Annotated in this window: 16 protein-coding genes and 1 pseudogene; 7 read left to right on the top strand and 10 right to left on the bottom strand. The window is 71.4% G+C overall.

What is annotated here, in order from left to right:
- Positions 1-30: 30 nt before the first annotated feature.
- Positions 31-987, top strand: coding sequence for a WYL domain-containing protein (locus tag N5875_RS34030; RefSeq protein ID WP_338498080.1), 957 nt, complete (start codon positions 31-33; stop codon positions 985-987).
- A 27-nt stretch (positions 988-1,014) separates the two neighbouring features.
- On the opposite strand, the gene N5875_RS34035 is transcribed toward N5875_RS34030, so the two are convergent.
- Entirely contained in the window at positions 1,015-1,686 is a 672-nt protein-coding gene (locus tag N5875_RS34035) for a response regulator transcription factor (protein WP_338499344.1), read from the bottom strand.
- A 265-nt stretch (positions 1,687-1,951) separates the two neighbouring features.
- On the opposite strand from N5875_RS34035, the gene N5875_RS34040 reads away from it, so the two are divergent.
- From N5875_RS34040 to N5875_RS34050, 3 genes are all read left to right on the top strand, one after another.
- Positions 1,952-2,938 (top strand): ATP-binding cassette domain-containing protein, encoded by a 987-nt coding sequence (locus N5875_RS34040; protein WP_318206416.1) that lies wholly within the window; start codon positions 1,952-1,954, stop codon positions 2,936-2,938.
- Positions 2,935-3,759 (top strand): ABC transporter permease, encoded by an 825-nt coding sequence (locus N5875_RS34045; RefSeq protein WP_338498083.1) that lies wholly within the window; start codon positions 2,935-2,937, stop codon positions 3,757-3,759. The genes N5875_RS34040 and N5875_RS34045 overlap by 4 nt, the downstream gene beginning before the upstream one ends.
- 149 nt (positions 3,760-3,908) lie before the next feature.
- On the top strand, positions 3,909-5,600 hold the full coding sequence (locus N5875_RS34050) for a histidine kinase (protein WP_338498085.1): 1,692 nt from the start codon (positions 3,909-3,911) through the stop codon (positions 5,598-5,600).
- 321 nt (positions 5,601-5,921) lie between these two features.
- Here the strand turns inward: N5875_RS34050 and N5875_RS34055 are convergent, their stop codons facing one another.
- Together N5875_RS34055 and N5875_RS34060 are read right to left on the bottom strand one after the other, a co-directional pair.
- Positions 5,922-6,563, bottom strand: coding sequence for a GNAT family N-acetyltransferase (locus tag N5875_RS34055; RefSeq protein WP_338499345.1), 642 nt, complete (start codon positions 6,561-6,563; stop codon positions 5,922-5,924).
- 150 nt (positions 6,564-6,713) lie between these two features.
- A complete protein-coding gene (locus N5875_RS34060; protein WP_318206413.1) occupies positions 6,714-7,100 on the bottom strand; it encodes a DoxX family protein in 387 nt (128 codons plus the stop codon).
- 416 nt (positions 7,101-7,516) lie between these two features.
- Here N5875_RS34060 and sigJ point away from each other — a divergent pair, with 416 nt between their 5' ends.
- From sigJ to N5875_RS34075, 3 genes are all read left to right on the top strand, one after another.
- The gene (gene sigJ / locus N5875_RS34065; RefSeq protein WP_338498086.1) at positions 7,517-8,449 is read left to right on the top strand and encodes an RNA polymerase sigma factor SigJ; all 933 of its coding nucleotides are present in this window, start codon (positions 7,517-7,519) and stop codon (positions 8,447-8,449) included.
- A 203-nt stretch (positions 8,450-8,652) separates the two neighbouring features.
- Complete coding sequence (locus N5875_RS34070; protein ID WP_318206411.1) at positions 8,653-8,787, top strand: hypothetical protein; 135 nt, start codon at positions 8,653-8,655, stop codon at positions 8,785-8,787.
- Between the two features lie 321 nt (positions 8,788-9,108).
- Positions 9,109-9,426, top strand: coding sequence for a hypothetical protein (locus N5875_RS34075; protein ID WP_338498087.1), 318 nt, complete (start codon positions 9,109-9,111; stop codon positions 9,424-9,426).
- Positions 9,427-9,743: 317 nt separating this feature from the next.
- Here the strand turns inward: N5875_RS34075 and N5875_RS34080 are convergent, their stop codons facing one another.
- The 7 genes and pseudogenes from N5875_RS34080 to N5875_RS34110 form a co-directional block, all read right to left on the bottom strand.
- Positions 9,744-10,268, bottom strand: a complete 525-nt coding sequence (locus N5875_RS34080) for an ATP-binding protein (protein WP_030317782.1) — start codon at positions 10,266-10,268, stop codon at positions 9,744-9,746.
- Positions 10,269-10,321: 53 nt separating this feature from the next.
- Positions 10,322-10,951 (bottom strand): annotated as a pseudogene (locus N5875_RS34085) (transposase).
- A gap of 455 nt (positions 10,952-11,406) precedes the next feature.
- Positions 11,407-12,774 carry a pyridoxal-dependent decarboxylase gene (locus tag N5875_RS34090; protein WP_338498088.1) on the bottom strand — a complete coding sequence of 456 codons (1,368 nt, stop codon included), beginning with the start codon at positions 12,772-12,774 and terminating at the stop codon, positions 11,407-11,409.
- A 65-nt stretch (positions 12,775-12,839) separates the two neighbouring features.
- A complete protein-coding gene (locus N5875_RS34095; RefSeq protein WP_338499346.1) occupies positions 12,840-12,989 on the bottom strand; it encodes a Trm112 family protein in 150 nt (49 codons plus the stop codon).
- 53 nt (positions 12,990-13,042) lie between these two features.
- On the bottom strand, positions 13,043-13,948 hold the full coding sequence (locus tag N5875_RS34100) for a DMT family transporter (RefSeq protein WP_318206407.1): 906 nt from the start codon (positions 13,946-13,948) through the stop codon (positions 13,043-13,045).
- Positions 13,949-13,951: 3 nt separating this feature from the next.
- Complete coding sequence (locus N5875_RS34105; RefSeq protein WP_318206406.1) at positions 13,952-14,848, bottom strand: methyltransferase domain-containing protein; 897 nt, start codon at positions 14,846-14,848, stop codon at positions 13,952-13,954.
- The gene (locus N5875_RS34110; RefSeq protein ID WP_338498091.1) at positions 14,845-16,212 is read right to left on the bottom strand and encodes a condensation protein; all 1,368 of its coding nucleotides are present in this window, start codon (positions 16,210-16,212) and stop codon (positions 14,845-14,847) included. The genes N5875_RS34105 and N5875_RS34110 overlap by 4 nt, the downstream gene beginning before the upstream one ends.
- Between the last annotated feature and the right edge of the window lie 30 nt (positions 16,213-16,242).

The raw sequence follows: 16,242 nt of genomic DNA on the forward strand, positions 1-16,242 counted from the left end.
CTGGCCACTTTCCGGAAGAGAATGGCCGGCATGAGAGCCGATCGCCTGGTGGCAACTTTGCTGTTCCTCCAAACGCGCACCCGTGTGACCGTGGCCGAGGTCGCCGCCGAACTCGAAGTGTCGCCACGGACCGCACGCCGCGACCTGGAGGCCCTGTCCACCGCGGGGATCCCCGTCTACTCGCAGCGGGGCCGCGGCGGCGGCTGGTCGCTGGTCGGCGGCGCCCGTACGGACCTCACCGGGCTGACCGCCGAGGAGATCCGGGCACTGTTCCTGCTCGCGGGCCCTGCGGCCACCACGCCCGAACTGCGCACGGCACTGCGCAAGTTGGTACGTGCGCTGCCCGCCCCCCTGCGTTCGGGCGCCGAGGCCGCGTCGCGGGCCGGCCTTGCCGACGGCACGGCCTGGTCGCGCGCCGACGCCACGGCCACCGGGCCGCACCTCGACGCGCTCCGGCGGGCCGTGGTGGACGGGATCCAGGTGCGTCTCGGGTACGCCGGGCCCGGCAAGCCGGTCGGCGTGCGAACCGTCCATCCGCTCGGGCTCGTCGCGAAGGCCGGTCACGACTACCTCGTCGCCGGGACGGAGCGGGGCTTGCGAACCTTCCGGCTCAGCCGGGTCGCCTCGGCCGAGGCAACCGGCGAGCCCGTCGTACGGCCGCCCGGCTTCGACCTTCCGACGGCCTGGCGTTCGTTCGCCGCGCGCTTTGAGGAGCGGCTGTACGCGGCAACGGTTCGGGCCCGGGCCGAGCCGGGTGCCATGGCGATCCTGGAGCGACTGTTCGACGGGCGCCTGCACCTCGGTCCGACGTTCCCCGACGGGTGGACGGAGATACGGGTCGACGGGCCGACGCCGGAGGTCATCGCGACACAGCTGGCCGGGCTGGGGGCACGCATCGAGGTGCTGGACCCGCCGGAGGCAAGGGAGCGACTCGCACGTCTGGCGGTTGAGCTGGCCGGTGTGTACGGACCGCAGGGCTCTTTCTGAGCAAGAGGGAGCGCGCTGACCCTATGGTCAGCGGGAGCGCGCCGGGACCAGGCCGGCCTGGTACGCGGAGATGGCCGCCTCCACGCGGTTTCGCGCACCCAACTTCCCGAGCACAGCGCTGACATGTGCCTTCACCGTCCCCTCGACCAGGTGCAGGCGGTTCGCGATCTCCGCGTTCGACAGCCCGGCCCCGAGTCCGGCCAGCACGTCGCGCTCCCGTTGGGTGAGCCGGTCCAGTGGCCGGTGGGGATGGGCCGCGCGGTGTGCGCGCAGCCCTGCGATGACGCGGCCCGCGACCCGTGGGGACAGGTACGCTCCGCCGGCTCCCACTGCTCTTACGCCGTTGAGGAGTTCTCGCGGGTCGTCAGCCTTCAGCAGGAAGCCGTCGGCGCCCTCCTCCAGGGCACGGGTGACGTACTCGTCCTGACCGAACGTCGTCAGCATGATCACACCGACACCCGGCAGCTCGCGGTGGAGCCGCGTCACCGCCGTCAGCCCGTCCATGCCGGGCATCTGGATGTCCAACAGGACGACGTCCGGCCGGTGCCGGCGGGCGAGGGCGATGGCCTCGTCCCCGTCGCCTGCCTCGGCGACCACGTCGACGTGCGGGTCGCGGGCCAGGATGGCCCGCACCCCGGCCCGGACCATCGCCTCGTCGTCGGCCACCAGGACCCGGACCGGTCGGCTGTCGGTTGTCATCTCGTCCACGCGCTTGAGCCTACGGCCGGCGCACCGCCGTGCGAACGGCGAGCTCCACGGACCCGCCCCAGGGCGGGCCACACCCCTGACGGAAGGCAAGAGGCTGCTGACCTTCGACCGATGGGCCCGGACGGCGGGTCCTTCTAGCGTCGCTTCCGTACGGGAACGCGGCGCGACCGCTGCCTGGGGCGAGGCCCACCGCGGGTCGGTCGGTGCGTGCCCGCCGTCGACTCCCGCGCTCGGCCACCGACAGCGAAGGAACTCCGTGATCACCCTCCGAGGACTCACCAAACGCTACGGCGCCACCCACGCCGTGGACGATCTCACACTCGACGTCCGGGCCGGCCTCGTGACCGGGTTCCTCGGTCCCAACGGGGCCGGGAAGTCCACCACGATGCGCATGATCCTGGGCCTGGACCACCCCACGCGCGGGCGGGCCCTGATCGCCGGCCGGCCCTACGCGGCCCTGCGCCGGCCACTGTGCGCGGTCGGGGCGATGCTGGACGCCCGGGCCATCCATCCGGCCCGTTCGGGCCGCGCGCACCTGGTCGCCCAAGCCCGGGCCAATGGCATTCCGGTACGGCGCGTGGACGAGGTCCTTGAGCTGGTGGGCCTGGCCAAGGCTGCCCGGCGCCCGGCCGGCACCTACTCGCTCGGCATGAGCGGGCGGCTGGGAGTGGCGGGTGCCCTGCTCGGCGATCCGCCCGTGCTCGTCCTGGACGAGCCGGTCAACGGCCTCGACCCGGACGGGGTGCGGTGGATCCGCCGGCTGGTGCGCGACCGGGCTGCGGAGGGACGCACCGTCTTCCTCTCCAGCCACCTGATGAGCGAGATGCAGCTGACGGCCGACCACCTCGTGGTCATCGGACGAGGACGTCTGCTGAAGGACACATCCATGACGGATTTCCTCGCCGCCGCCTCCCCGGTGTCGGCACGCGTCTCGGTGCCCGACCCGGAGGAACGAGCGGCGCTGGCCCGCCGTTTGATGGCGGCCGACGGGGTGAGCGTCGAGACGTCCGAGTCCGGCGAACTCACCGTCGAGGGCCGCAGCGCCGCCGACATCGGCGACCTCGCCCACCACTGCGGCGTCCGCCTGCACGGGCTGGGCGACGTCCGGGTCTCGCTGGAGCAGGCGTACATGGACCTGACCGCGCGCAGCGTCGAGTACGCGACCGGCGGCACTGACACGAGCGCGGTGCGCGGCACCGACACGGGGACAGCCCGCGCGGCCGGCAAGGGGGAACGACGGTGACCACGACGACGGCGCGCGGTGACGGTGACCGGGCGGACCTGCCCGGGGCAGGGCACGACGGCCTGGGCCGCGGCACGGCCGGCGGCTTCGCCGGGGCGGTCGCCTCGGAGTGGACCAAGCTGTGGTCGGTCCGGACCCCTTACCTCTGCCTCGTCGCGGGTCTCGCGATGACCGGGGTGTTCACCTTCTACTACGCCTCGATCGCCCGTATCAACGAGTATCCGGTCCAGCCTGTGGGGAACGCGGCGGCCTCTTCCGCCGTAATCGTCCAGTTCGCCGTGGTCGTGCTGGCCATGGTCACGGTGACCTCCGAATACTCGACAGGGAGCGTGCGGGCGTCACTGCTGTGGGTGCCCCGGCGCCATCTCGTCCAGGCGGCCAAGGCTCTGGTGGCGGGCGCGGTCGCGTTCGTCGCCGGCACCGCGTGCGCGGTCGTGGGTATGGCGGTCGCCTGGGGGCCGTTCGGCGGGCGTGCCTCCTTCGAGGCGGGCACAGCCGTCGGACAGGTCCTGGCCGTCGGCCTGTACCAGGCGCTCGTGGCCGTGCTGACTGTCGGGGTGGCATTCGCCACGCGTCATCCCGCGGGCGCGCTGTCGATCCTGGCGACCCTGCTGTGGGGGCTGCCGAGCGTGCTTCTCGGGCTTGGCGGCCCGACTCTCGCGGCGGTCAACGACGTTCTGCCGCATGGAGCGGGCGACCACTTCATGCGCGTCGGAACAGACGCCCCGCACGCGCCCGCGACGGCGGCCCTGATCGTGGCGGCGTGGGCAACCGGCGCTCAGCTGGTCGGTCTGTACGTGTTGCGCCGCCGTGACGCGTGACGCGTGCGCGTGTGCCCGGACGCCCGACCCTGTGCCGGGACCGTCCCGGACGCCTTCCGGGGCGCACCCCGTTCGTCGTGCGTCCGGGCCCGTCGCACAGAATCGACCGGGCGGGTGAGGACATCCATCGGAAGGACGGTCGACGCACCATGCTGCCATCGCGCATACTCCCGGCTGGACCCGTTCTGGGCGACGTGACCCTGTGGTGCGCGCTTGCCGCCGCAACCGGCTACGGGTTCCGGGACGCGAGCGCGGCCTCGCCGGCCCTGGACCTCCTGCTCCCGTTGGCGCTCCTGGCGGTGGCCGTGCCGCTCTCCCGCCGTCGGCCCGCGGTCGCGGTGTTCCTCGTCAACGGGCTGTGCGCGCTGGGACTGGCCGACGCCGCGACCCCCGCCAACGCGCAAGTCCTGTCGCTGGCCGCCCTGAGTTGTCTGATGGGCGCTCGGGTCGCCACGGCACGGGGCCCGCTTCTGGTGCTCGCCGGGTGCCTCCTGCTCGACATCGCGATGTGCGCTGTGTTGCGGACTCAGGCCGTGTGGTGGTTCTACACGCTGACCGTACTGCCCGCCGCCCTCCTGCCGCCGTGGCTGGCCGGACGGCACTGGCACGGCCGACGGGAACTCGTACGGGAAGGATGGCGGTTGGCCCGGAGTCTGGAGGAACGGCAACACCTGGTCGCGGAGCGGGCGCGGCTGACCGAGCGCGCGGACATCGCAGCCGACATGCACGACTCCCTCGGCCACGTCCTGAGCCTGGTCGCCCTGCGGGCCGGGGCCCTGGAGCTCTCGCCCGACCTCACCGACCGCGACCGCGCCGACCTCGCCGAACTGCGCGGGACGATCGCGGACGCCGTCGAGCAGCTGCGGGAGACGGTCGCCGTCCTGCGCGACCCGCCGGGGACGGGAACGAGCGCGAGCACCGGCCTGCCCGTCGGTGACACCGTAGAGGACCTCATCAGCCGCGCGGTCGCCTCAGGGGTGCCGGTGCGGTGGGAACGGCGCGGGCCCGTGCCGGCGCTGTCGCCCCTGGTCGAGCGCGGGATGTACCGGGTGGTGCAGGAAACCCTCACCAACGCCGTGAAGCACGCGCGGGGCGCATCAATACGGGTGGGGATCACGCACGAGGCCGACCGCACCAGGGTCAGCGTCGAGAGCGCCGCCCCGCCGGCCGACGATCCGACGCACCAGGCGGAGGGCACGCAGGCCGGCACAGGAGGGCACGGGCTGACGGGCCTCCGGGAGCGGGTCACGGTCCTGGGCGGTTCGTTGCGGACCGGCGCGCACGACGGCGGGTTCCGCGTGACCGCCGTCCTGCCTCACCAGGCTCCGGCCGTGCCTGTGACCCTGGCTACGGGGCCCGGAATGCCGGCCGGCGACGCTTCGGAGCGGACCAGCGAGATCCCCTCGGCCGTTCACGCCAACAACTTGGGCACAGGAACTCGAACCGGAACCGGCATGGAGTCCGCGAAACGGCTCGCGGATGCCCGGCGCGCAGCTCGGGGACGCTCGGTCGTCGCCTTCGCGGCACCTGTGGCCGCAGCCGCGTTCTTCGTACCCGCCGCCGTCTACCTCGCCTGGCAACTGACGACGAGCGTGTTGCCGCCGTCCCGGTTCGACGAGCTGGAGCCCGGCCGCCCCCGCGCCGAATTCGCGGGTGTGCTGCCGGCCCGCGCCTTCCCCTACCCGCCCGACCACGCCCGCTCCGCGCCCCGGCCACCCGGCACCCACTGCGAGTTCTACCGCTCCGGCCGCGACCTGCTGGACCAGGTCGACCTCTACCGGCTCTGCTGGGCCGGCGATGTACTGGTGGCCAAGGACACCGTGCCGGCCAACCGGCCCTGACGCCCCGTTCGGAGCGGCCGCCGCACTTCACCCAACGTCAGACACCCAGGAGTACCGACACGAGATTCGACGACCATCGTGTGGTCCTCACGCTGGAAGCGCACGACGCGAATGGGTCTGAGGCTCGCCTCCCTACTGACACAGCGTATGGCCGTCCGCGGGAGCCGGCGCATGCATAGCAGGCCGCGGGCCAATTCGAGTGGGCGACCGGCGAGTCCAGCAGGCCGGCGTGGCGAAGTCCGGTCAGCAGGGCGACGTGCGGGCGTGGCCAGGCGCCGGCCGGTCCAGTCCCGCAGCCTGCGCCAGGCCGTCACCCACGCCCTATGCCGGCAGGAGCAGTGCCTCCGCGCCCACGGGGCGATATCCGGCTGCCTGGAAGGCGCGGACGCTGCGGGCATTGCCGGCCGCCTGCTGCGACCAGACCGACTCGCCCGGGGGTACGAGGTGGCGGGCAGCAGTGGCCAGTTCCCTGCCGAGGCCGCGGTGTCGCGCGTCCTCGTCCACTTCGATCGCGGCCTCCCAGCGGCCGGCGACACCACGGCCGAGGACAAGGATTCCGCCGTCGGTGGCCCACGCACGTACGCCGTCGCGTCGCCGGTGCGCGCGAACCACTCTGGGATGGACCGGATCGGTGATCTCCCGCAGGTCCAGGGCGGGGCGGCCGGGGAGGGAGGACGCGACGGTCAGGAGGTCGATCGTGTCGGTGGATCGTCCTGTCCGGTCGAGGAGGGCGCTCAGAAACCGCGGGTTCATGGTGGCGGCCAGTTCGTCGCAGCCCATCGCCGCCAGCGTCTCGTGGACCCAGTTGGGGTCCTCGTCGGTGAACACGACCGAGTGCGCGGTGAAGGCGAGCACTCCGGTGTCGCGTTGGTTCGGGGCGGGTACCACGGTGGTGCCGCCGTCGGGTACCGGGAAGTTCCCGTTCGCCGCGGCGTCCATGATGTCCGCCAGGGTCTGTCGTATGGTCCTCACCGTTCTCCTGTCTGTCGCCTGCCCGCACTCCGTCGAGAAGGCACAGTCTGTGGTGTCAGCGTGCAGGCCGTCCTGCGTCTGACAGCCTGTTGTGACCCGTTGCTGTGAACGAAGCGTCTTCGCTGCCGGACGATGCCCCGGTCAGGCCGTGAAGGACTCGGGGCCGAAGCGGCCCCACATCACGAAGGCGGCCAGGGCGAGGTAGACCAGGTCCACCACCATGAACGTGGTCTCGTGACGCCGTATGCGGGTGATCGCCGCGCCGGTCATCATCAGCACCAGGCCGAGGGCTGCCAGCGGGACCAGAACCGGTGCGTTGCCGAGCACTGCGGGCAGGACCAGGCCCACCGCGGCCAGCACTTCGAGGGCTCCGATGGTTTTGATGCCGCCGGCGCTGAAGTCCTCGGCCCAGCGGGCGCTGGGGCCGCTGGCGGCGATCTTCTCCTTCGGCGTGATCACCTTGAAGGCGCCGCCGAGCAGGTAGGCGGCGGCGAGCAGTCCGGTGACGATCCACAGGGCGAGGTTCATGGGATGTGTCCTTGCGTGGTGTCGGCTCGGGGAGCGGGGAGGGGGGAGCGGGGGTCTGGCGGTCGCGTGACGGGCGGATCGTCAGCCGTGCCGGCCGGGCTGGTAGTCGCCCGCGGGCTGCTGGATCACGGCGACGGGGCTGGTCATGAAGTTCAGTCGAGCGTTCATCGTGCACTCCTTTTGTTCCTGCTGTTCTTGTTCCTGCTGTTCGCTGTCGCCCTCTAAGACAGGGCACCCCGGCAGCCTGTGACAGGGGCCGATGTGACGTGCGTCTCCCCTTCGGGCTGCGATGGACCGCCGACGGCCGACCGAAACCCCTCGGATACCCTCTGCGCATTCTGTGGATCTTGGAATGGGCAGTCGGGGCGGCGCGCTCGGACTGAGCGCCGTCGTCCGCGAGGTGGGGGAGGGGTCCGATGTCGGGAGCAACGGATGGGACGGACGAGGCCGGCTACCGACCGCTGATGTTCTCCATCGCCTACGGGATGACCGGGTCGGTGGGCGACGCCGAGGACCTCGTCCAGGACGCCTTCCTCGGCCTGACCCGGGCGCACCGGGCGGGTACCGCGATCTCCGCACCAAAGGCGTACCTGACCACAGCCGTGACGCGGTTGGGGATCAACCACCTGAGCTCGGCACGGGTACGGAGGGAGACCTATGTGGGGAACTGGCTGCCCGAACCGGTCGTCGTGACCAATGACCGGCCGGGACCGGTCGAGCACGCCGAGCTGGCCGACTCACTGTCCATGGCCTTCCTCGTGCTGCTGGAGGCCCTCTCCCCGGTGGAGCGGGCAGTGTTCATGCTGCGCGAGGTGTTCGGGTACGACTACACGGACGTGGCGAGGACCACCGGGAAGTCCGAGACGAACTGCCGCCAGATCTTCGCCCGTGCCAAGAAGCGCATCACCGCGGCTGGGCCGGACGCGGACAGCGTGCCGCCCCTCGCCAAGCGGGCCGAGGGCGAGGAACTCGCCCGCACGTTCTTCGAGGCGGCTGAGGGTGGCGACCTGGACGCGCTGCTCGGCATGCTCGCGCCCGATGTCGTGTACTACGGGGACGGCGGTGGCAAGGCGCGTGCGACCAGGAATCCGGTGGCCGAGCCGCAGCGCGTCGGACAGCTGCTCGTCGGGGGGATCCGCCGGATCCGGAGCCTCGGTGCCGGCCTCCGTCCGGCCTGGGTCAACAGTCGCCCCGGCGCCGTCACGTACGACCCTGAGGGCCGGGTGGTCAACGTGGTCGAGCTCGACATCGTCGACGGTGTGATTCGGGCGATCCACTCCGTGTCCAACCCCGACAAGCTTGGCCACCTCGGACCGGTGTCCGACATGGCACGGCTGTCGGAGGAATAGTCCCCCCGGCCCGCGGCGCCGCCTCTCCGCAACCTGTGGCCCGACCCGGCGCTGCTACTTCTGACCCTGGGAGGTATCGCACTTCTCACCGTGATCGGGATCGCGGCGCTGGTCCCGAAGGTGGACAACCCGAGCCGCGTCGATCCGGAGGGGCCGGAAGGCGACGTGACGATCACGGCCTGCGAGGTGACCGCCTCCACGAAATGGCCCATGCTGATCTGGGCGTCGCCCACCGCAGCAGCAAGGCCAGCAACTACGTCATCAGCGTCGAGTTCGTAGGACTGTCCGGTGAGCGTCTCGCGGAGGCCCGAGGAGCCGCCACGGTCACCCTCGGATGAGGCGGCCAGAGACCGCGTGTGGGACGAGGGTGTCCAGGCCTCCGACCGTCTTCGACGGCCCGTCGTGGCTGTGCGGGTCTGGAGCGGACGGGCCCGCGCGTCCTGCGCCTGTCCCGGGTGCGGGTCACCTACAGGCGCTACGTCTGCGCCGCGTTCCCGGCGCCACGGCGTTGGCCGTCGCCTCCTGGGCCGACGTCATCACCGGTACGCACAAGTTCCCGGATTCTGACGCCTTGAAAGTGAATCCGGCCGGATCCCACCCCTCAACCCCCACTAGGCCTGTTGTGAAAGTGCTTGTCACACGGTTGCTAGGGTCCAGGCATGACGCGCCTGAAGATCGAGATATCCGTTCCCGAGAGTCACGCGGCGGCTGTGATCGAAGCTCTCCACACCGCCGGTGCAGGACGGGTGGGCGAGTACGCGCGGTGTTCCAGCATCTGGAAAGTGACCGGCAACTGGCAGGCTCTGCCTGGCGCGCAGCCGTACGAAGGTGAGGTGGGAGTCGTTCAGCACAGCGAGGAGTGCCGAATCGAATCTGTCTGTGACGCAGATCAGGCCGCGACCGTCCGGCAGGCTGTCCGCGATGCCCATCCCTACGAGCAAGCGGTCGTCCACTTCCTGCCGCTGTACGAGCCGTAGGCAACGTCACGGTTGTGCTGATCACAGCCATTCGTTGATGGCCGCGACCAGCACTGTGGCTTCGTAGCGGACGGCGAGTTCGTCGTACCGAGTTGCGACGGCCCTGTGCTGCTTGAGCCGATTGGTGCGGAAGGATTCGGCAGGCGGTGCGGGGGTCCTGCCGGAATGCGTCGCCTCTGTCGGAGAACGGGAACGGACCTGGCCAATCGGGGCTTCCCCGTCGGCCGGGGGTCCGAGGCCTAGGGCCTGTCCGACGGATCATTTCGGGCTGGTGCAGGGCACGCCTGGTACGGGTGAGTCGTCGTGGGCCGCAGCAGTCACGCGAACGAGGGCCACCGGTCGGCGGCCCACTCCCGCCAGTCGACCCACCCGGGCGGCGGGCCGGCGGCCCTGTGGCCCTCGAACTCTGCCGCGTCGGGCTCCTCGAAATGCGCGCGCCCGTGCATGATGTCTGTCTCGGACATCGGCAGTGTCTCTTCGGGGTTGGTCGCCCAGCGGTGGGCGATACGGGCGCGTTGGGTCTCCTCGTCCACCGGCAGGTAGACCATGTGGAAGCACGCTCCCTCGGCCTCCACGAGCCAGCGGATCGCGGACCGTTCGTCCCGTGACCAGCAGCCGTAGTCCACGACGACGTTGGTGCCGAGTCTGACCGCCTCAAGGGCGAGCCAGAGCATGCGCCCCTCCAGCACGTCGCGCTTCCCGTCGGCCTCCGCCTCACCGAACAGGGGAATCATCCAGTCGTCGGGTGTCAGACGCAGCGCGCCGTGCTTCGCGGCGAGCTGCCGAGCCCGAGTGGTCTTCCCGGCCCCTGGCAGGCCGACCATCAGGAACAACGTATTCACCCCCAGATCGTGGCAGGGAAGCGAATCAGGCGGCCACCGTAATATCCGCCCGCTCACGGGCTGAGCCACAGGCGGAGGGAGGCCACGGTGACAGTGCCGTGGAAGACGAAGGCGCGCTTGTCGTAGCGCGTAGCCACTGCGCGGAAGTGCTTGAGCCGGTTGATCGTGCGCTCGACCTCGTTGCGGCGCTTGTATGTCTCCTTGTCGAAGCCCGCTGGCCGGCCTCCTCGGCTTCCTCGGCGCCTGCGGTTGGCCCGCTGGTCCTTCGGTTCCGGGTTCGAGGACTGGGATCAGCTGCGGGCTGTCGCCCCACTGACCAGGAGTGATCAGCAGCGCCAGAGGGCGGAGGCCACCTTCCCCGGCAAGGTGGATCTTGGAGGTCAGACCGCCCCGCGAACGGCCGAGCCCTTCGTCGGAGCGGTGCTGCCGAGGTGTTGATCTCCGCTTCGGAACTCGCGGCGTCCTGCGCTGAGCCCCGGCAGCGTGCTGATGGGCTCATAGACCGTCTTCCAGTTCCCGAACCGGTTCGGCAGATCCCGCCACGGGACTCCCGTGCGGACCCGGAACAGGACCCCGTTGATCACTGTTCGGTGGTCGTTCCAACGCCCGCCCCGGCCGCCGGTCTTCGGCAGATGGGGCGCAAGCCGCGCCCACTCGTCATTCGTCAGATCACCCCGCCCCACGAACCGAAGAATGGTCCCGACGCGAGGCGACCGTCACATGATCCGCTGGACAGGCCCTAGATCGCGTTCGTACCTGCGATCAGCACGGCTTTTTCCCGTGCTGGTTTGGTGCTGACTTCGGGGGCCTGGCGACGACGAAAGCGCAGGTCGGAGCTTCAGTCTGATGAGTTGTCGTACCACTCGATGGTGGTGCCGATGAGGCTGGCGGCGACGATCCGCTTGAGGGAACCGGGTGGCGTCGGGGAGGGTGTTGCGGCGGCCATGTGCACCACTTCCAGGCAGGTACGGGGACGATTCGGTGTCGCCACACCGTAGGAAGTGGCAGGTCAGGGGCGTATGTGGTGGGGCACCATAGTTCTGACGTCCGGAGTGCGCGTGCTCACTATGGGGTGCTGCGGGAACCCCCTGCGAGGTGCCTGACGGGGCCGCGAAGAGCGTTGTCCGAGTAGAGGTCGTCAGGCCCCGGCGGCCGCGCGCCGGATCGCGTCGAGCGTGCGCGCCACATCGTCGTCGGTGGTCGACCAGTTGCTCACCGAGATCCGCATGACGCGTCTGCCGTGCCAGGTGGAGCCGCTGATCCACGCCGTGCCGTCGTCGAGCAGCCGGGCGAGTACCCGGTCGGTGCGCGCGTCGCTGCCGAACTCGGCGCAGACCTGCGTGAACGCGACCTCGTTGAGAACGGTCGCGCCGTCGATCCCGGCGATGCCGGCGGCGAACGCGGAGGCGTGGCGACACAGCCGCTCGACGAGGTCGGAGACGCCTGATCGGCCGAGGGACCTGAGGGCGGCCCATACGGTGAACGCTCTGCCGCGCCGCGAGAGTTCGGGCACCTTGTCGATGGGGTCGCCGTGCTCGTGCTGGATGAGGTAGTCGCCCCGCTGGCCCATCGCCGCCCGGACCGCGGACGCGTCGCGCACGATCGCGAGTCCGCAGTCGTAGGGGACGTTCAACGTCTTGTGGGCGTCCGTCGCCCAGGAGTCCGCGTCCGCGCAGCCCGCCGTCAGGTGGGCGTAGCGCGGCGAGGCGGCTGCCCACAGTCCGAACGCGCCGTCGACATGGACCCAGGCGTCTGCCTCGCGCGCCGCACGGATGCTCGCGGCGAAGGGATCGAAGGCGCCGGAATGTATGTCGCCGGCCTGGAGGATCACGATCGTGGGGCTCTGTCCGCCGGCCGTCAGCGCCTTCCGCAGGGCCTCGGGCTCGATGCGTCCTTGATCGTCTGCCGTCACCAGGTCGGGCCGACCGAGCCCGAGGTAGCGCAAGGCCAGGTCGATGGCCATGTGTCGGGACTCGCCGGCGACCACACGCACGTGCGGGCCACCCGTGAGGCCGTCGCGGGCGACGTTCCAGCCGGTGCGCCGCAGCACCGTGTCCCGCCCGGCTGCGAGGCACGTGAAGTTCGCCATCGTCGCACCCGTGGTGAAGCCTACGGAGCTGTCCCTCGGCAGGCCGAGCAGATCGAGCAACCAGGCGCCGGCGACCTCCTCCGCAGCCGCGTACGCGGGCGATACGGTGCGCATCACACAATTCTGGTCCCAGGCGCTGACCAGCCAGTCGGCAGCCAGCGCGGCCGGCTCGGTGCCGCCCACCACGAACCCGTAGAAGCGGCCGCTGGGGAACGCGGTGAGCCCCGGCTCACAGGCCGTGGCCAGCAGATCGACGACGTCGGCGGGCGTCCCGGGGCCGACAGGCAGTTCGGCACCGAGCGCGCTCACGATCTCGTCGACCGAAGCGCGGGCGGGGATCCGGCGGTCGGACAGGCTCGCCAGCCACCGGACAGCATGGTCGTACGCCTGTCGGAGCGCAGCCTCACGCGCGTCCATACCTCGGACTATGCGACCGTCGCCGCCGCCCCGCAAGCCGACCGCGGTCGGCCGGCAGGAGTGGCTCACACCGCGTGTTCGCTCCCGGCGGCGGGTTCCTCGGAGACGGCGATCACACCGGAGGAGGGAAGCAGTTGCGGGATGCCGTCGACGATCGGGTAGCGCCGGCGCAGGCGCGGGTTGTAGAGCGCGCCCTCGATCTCGTCCAGGATCAACGGCCCCTTGTCGAGCGGACAGGCGAGGATCTTCAGCAGCGGGCTGTCGGGCTTCATGACCGGGTTCCTTCGGGAGTGGGGGTGTTCGTCTCGTGTCGCGGCAGGGTGAGCAGGACCGTCAGTGCCAGTACGGTGCCGCCGAGACGCAGTAACAGCCGCAACGGGTCGTCGGGCAGCGGCTCGTCGAACGCGATCGTGCCGCTCACGATGGAGAACACGCAGCTCACCGTCGAACACACCGGGACGATCAGGGACGCCCGGCAGCGCTGCAGGGCGGTCTGCGACAGCACCAGTCCGCTGACGCCTGTCAGCAGCAGGAGGTACGGGTACGGGGAGGCCAGCACGGCGGGCACGGAGCCCATGAGGTCCTCGGTGTCCAGGTGCCCGGAGACGCCCTTGATCGCGAGCGAGCTGACGCCGTAGATCAGACCGACGGCGACCGCGTAGGCCACCCCGGTGGTCGGCTGCCGATGCCGTCGGCGGGCACGCCGCTCCGCGGCCGCGTAGAGCACGAGACCGGCCGCGAGGGTCGGCAGGCACAGGGTCAGCAGGATTCCGGTGGGAGCGGTACGGCTGATCTCCTCGCTGGTCTCGTACAGCGAGGCCACCACCATCACGAGCGCCAGACCGATGACGGCCACCGCACGCCGCTCGCGGCCGGAGGGCCGCTCGCCGAGAACCACCGACGAGAGCACGAGGAGGAGGACGAGACCGGACAGGAACAGACCCTGGGCGGCGGCGATCGGCAGGGTGCGGTAGACGGCCAGCTGCGCGGCGAACCCGAGGGCGAGCGCCACGGCCCCGCAGATCCACAAGGGCCGGCCGGCCAGCAGCAGGAGGGCCCGGCCCGGCTGTGCGGCGCTCAACGGCGGCATGCCGGCCAGCGCCCGCTTCTCCAGGACGAAGCCGGTGCTGTACAGGACGTTCGCCACCAGCGCGGCGGCCACACCCCACACCACGGGCTACACCTTTCTCGCATGCACGAGGAGAATGGAGGCGAGCGACGGCGCCCCGCAGGCCAGCCGGTCCAGCGGCCGGAGCGGGCGCGGGACTCCGTGGAACGGCGCGCCGGCGAGCTTCACCACCTCGAACCCGGACGCGGCCACGAACTCGCGCAACGCGCGTGCCGTGTACAGCCGCAGATGGCCCACGACCTCGCTGCCCGGCCTGCCGTGGATGCGCCGCAGACTCACCTCGGAGAACACCGGCTGGACTCCGGCGAGCAGCAGCGCGCGGTTGTACCAGGCGCCGAGATTCGGCGTGGAGAGCATGAGATGCCCGCCGGGGCGCAGGACCCTGCGCAGTTCGTCGAGGGCGCTGTCGGGGTCGACGAGGTGCTCGACGACCTCGCTGAACAGGACGGCGTCGGCACTGCCGGAGGCGAACGGCAGCCCGCTGCCGGTCAGCTCGCCGCGGACGACCTGGCTCAGGCGCGGGGCCGCCCGGCGCAGGGCGTCCTGCGACCAGTCGATCCCCACGACGCGGTGCCCGCCGAGCACGCGGGCCGCGATCGCGCCCGCCGAACCGTCCCCGCAGCCCACGTCGAGCACGGTCGCGGCCGGGCGGCCGGGCCCCACGGGGCCGAGCGCGTCGGCCAGCATCCGGGCCTGCCGCAGTGTCCGGGCCTCCCCGGAGGCGACGGGAACGGTGGGGTTCTCGTAGAAGTCCCGCAGCCCGGGGGCGCGCGGGGCCGACGAAGTCGCCTCCGTCGCGGGCGACTTATCGACCACTTCCGAGTCGGCAACTCCCGACTCGGCTTCCGAGTCGGCTACTTCCGAGTCGGCAACTTCCAGGTCGGCTACTTCCGAGTCGGCTGCTTCCGGGTCGGTGGCTGCCGAGACGTTGGCTGAGGTGGTCATGACGGCCTCTTGTGGTTGTCCTGGGTGGAGCGGGTTCCCACCGGCGTCGTGTCCGGACGCGGTGTGTCGTCCCCGGCCTGACCGAGAGACGTCGTCGACAGCGACTCCGCGAACAGGCCCGCCAGTTCCGTGCCTGCCGCGTCACCGAGCAGCGCCCGCGACCAGCGCAACGTCACATGCAGTCGCCCGCCGGTGGAAGCCGCCGCCAAGCTCAGTCCCCGCGGCATCCGCGCCGGTGCGGAGAACCACACGGCCGTCGCCCGGCCCGCGTCGCCGAAGTCCAGCGCGTACGGCACGCGTCCGAGGTTGGTGACCAGCGCCGTCGACGTCCAGGACGCCGCCGCCCGCCGTGCGCCGCGGGTGAGCACGCCCCGTGCGCCGACCGGCAGCAGGGGTGCGGTCAGCAGGCTCGCCCCGGCGCCCATAGGGGCGCCCTGTGCCGACTTCAGCGCGCGGGTGCGCCGTGCGGTGGTGCGCAGCAGCCGGGCCACGGCCTCCGGATCAGGCCGCTCACCGAGCAGCCGCTCCGTGTCGCGCGGGTCCTCGGAGGTCATGGCCACCTCGACGAGCCGGGTTCCGTTGCCCATCGGCATGTCCGTGCCGCGTGGACGGTCGTCCACGGGCATCGTGAGCCGTACCGGACCGGCCGGCCGGCCCCGCGAGACGTTCCAGCGCCCCACCATCAGTGAGGTGGCGACAAGGAGTTGGTCGTTGACGGTCCAGGGCGGGAGGCCTCCGTCTCGCGCCGCACGCCGCGGAATGGGCAGTTCCGCCTGGACCATGCCGTTGCCCACGGCACGCGCGCGTACCGGCCCGGGGCGGGAGTCCGGCGCGACCCGTACGGGCCGCGCCCGCACGGTGCGGCCGGTGGCGCCGGTCCCGCTCGGAGCCGGGCCCGAGCGCTCCGGCCGGACCCGCCCGGGAACCGGGAGGGCTGCCGTACCGCCGTACTGTTCGGCGGTCGTGGCGAGCACCCGCAGCCCCGACCCGGCGTCGAGAGCGGTGTGATGCAACGTCAGCAGCAGCACGGTCCCGCTCTCTTCCACCTGGACGACATCCAGGCGCATCGGCGGCGCCAGGGAGAGCGGCGGGCATTCCGTCAGGGCGCGGGCCCGGGCCCGCGCCAAGGCGTCGGGTCCCGGCCCGGCGAAACTCACCGGATCACTGTCCGGTCGACCGGTCAGCTCCCACGCGAAGGACCGCCGATGTCCACGTCCGGGCACTTCTCGTGCCAGCACCCGGGGGTGTGTGAGGAGGGCCTGCTGGAACGCGGCCCGCAGCCGTACCGGGTCCAGCCCGCCGGGCAGATGGACCTCGATGTGTACGGTCTCCGGTTCGTCGTCGCTGAGGCAGTGCCGCGACACCTCGTCGACGGTCGGAAAGGGAATCCGGAC

It is taken from the genome of Streptomyces sp. SJL17-4 (genome assembly GCF_036826855.1).
Lineage (GTDB): Bacteria > Actinomycetota > Actinomycetes > Streptomycetales > Streptomycetaceae > Streptomyces.

What these genes read in the sequence shown, in the direction of transcription:
- N5875_RS34030 (WP_338498080.1), top strand. Translation starts at nt 31, where the DNA reads ATGAGAGCCGATCGCCTGGTGGCAACTTTGCTGTTCCTCCAAACGCGC.
- N5875_RS34035 (WP_338499344.1), bottom strand. Translation starts at nt 1,686, where the DNA reads ATGACAACCGACAGCCGACCGGTCCGGGTCCTGGTGGCCGACGACGAG.
- N5875_RS34050 (WP_338498085.1), top strand. Translation starts at nt 3,909, where the DNA reads ATGCTGCCATCGCGCATACTCCCGGCTGGACCCGTTCTGGGCGACGTG.
- N5875_RS34060 (WP_318206413.1), bottom strand. Translation starts at nt 7,100, where the DNA reads ATGAACCTCGCCCTGTGGATCGTCACCGGACTGCTCGCCGCCGCCTAC.
- sigJ (WP_338498086.1), top strand. Translation starts at nt 7,517, where the DNA reads ATGTCGGGAGCAACGGATGGGACGGACGAGGCCGGCTACCGACCGCTG.
- N5875_RS34070 (WP_318206411.1), top strand. Translation starts at nt 8,653, where the DNA reads ATGGCCCATGCTGATCTGGGCGTCGCCCACCGCAGCAGCAAGGCCAGC.
- N5875_RS34075 (WP_338498087.1), top strand. Translation starts at nt 9,109, where the DNA reads ATGACGCGCCTGAAGATCGAGATATCCGTTCCCGAGAGTCACGCGGCG.
- N5875_RS34090 (WP_338498088.1), bottom strand. Translation starts at nt 12,774, where the DNA reads ATGGACGCGCGTGAGGCTGCGCTCCGACAGGCGTACGACCATGCTGTC.
- N5875_RS34105 (WP_318206406.1), bottom strand. Translation starts at nt 14,848, where the DNA reads ATGACCACCTCAGCCAACGTCTCGGCAGCCACCGACCCGGAAGCAGCC.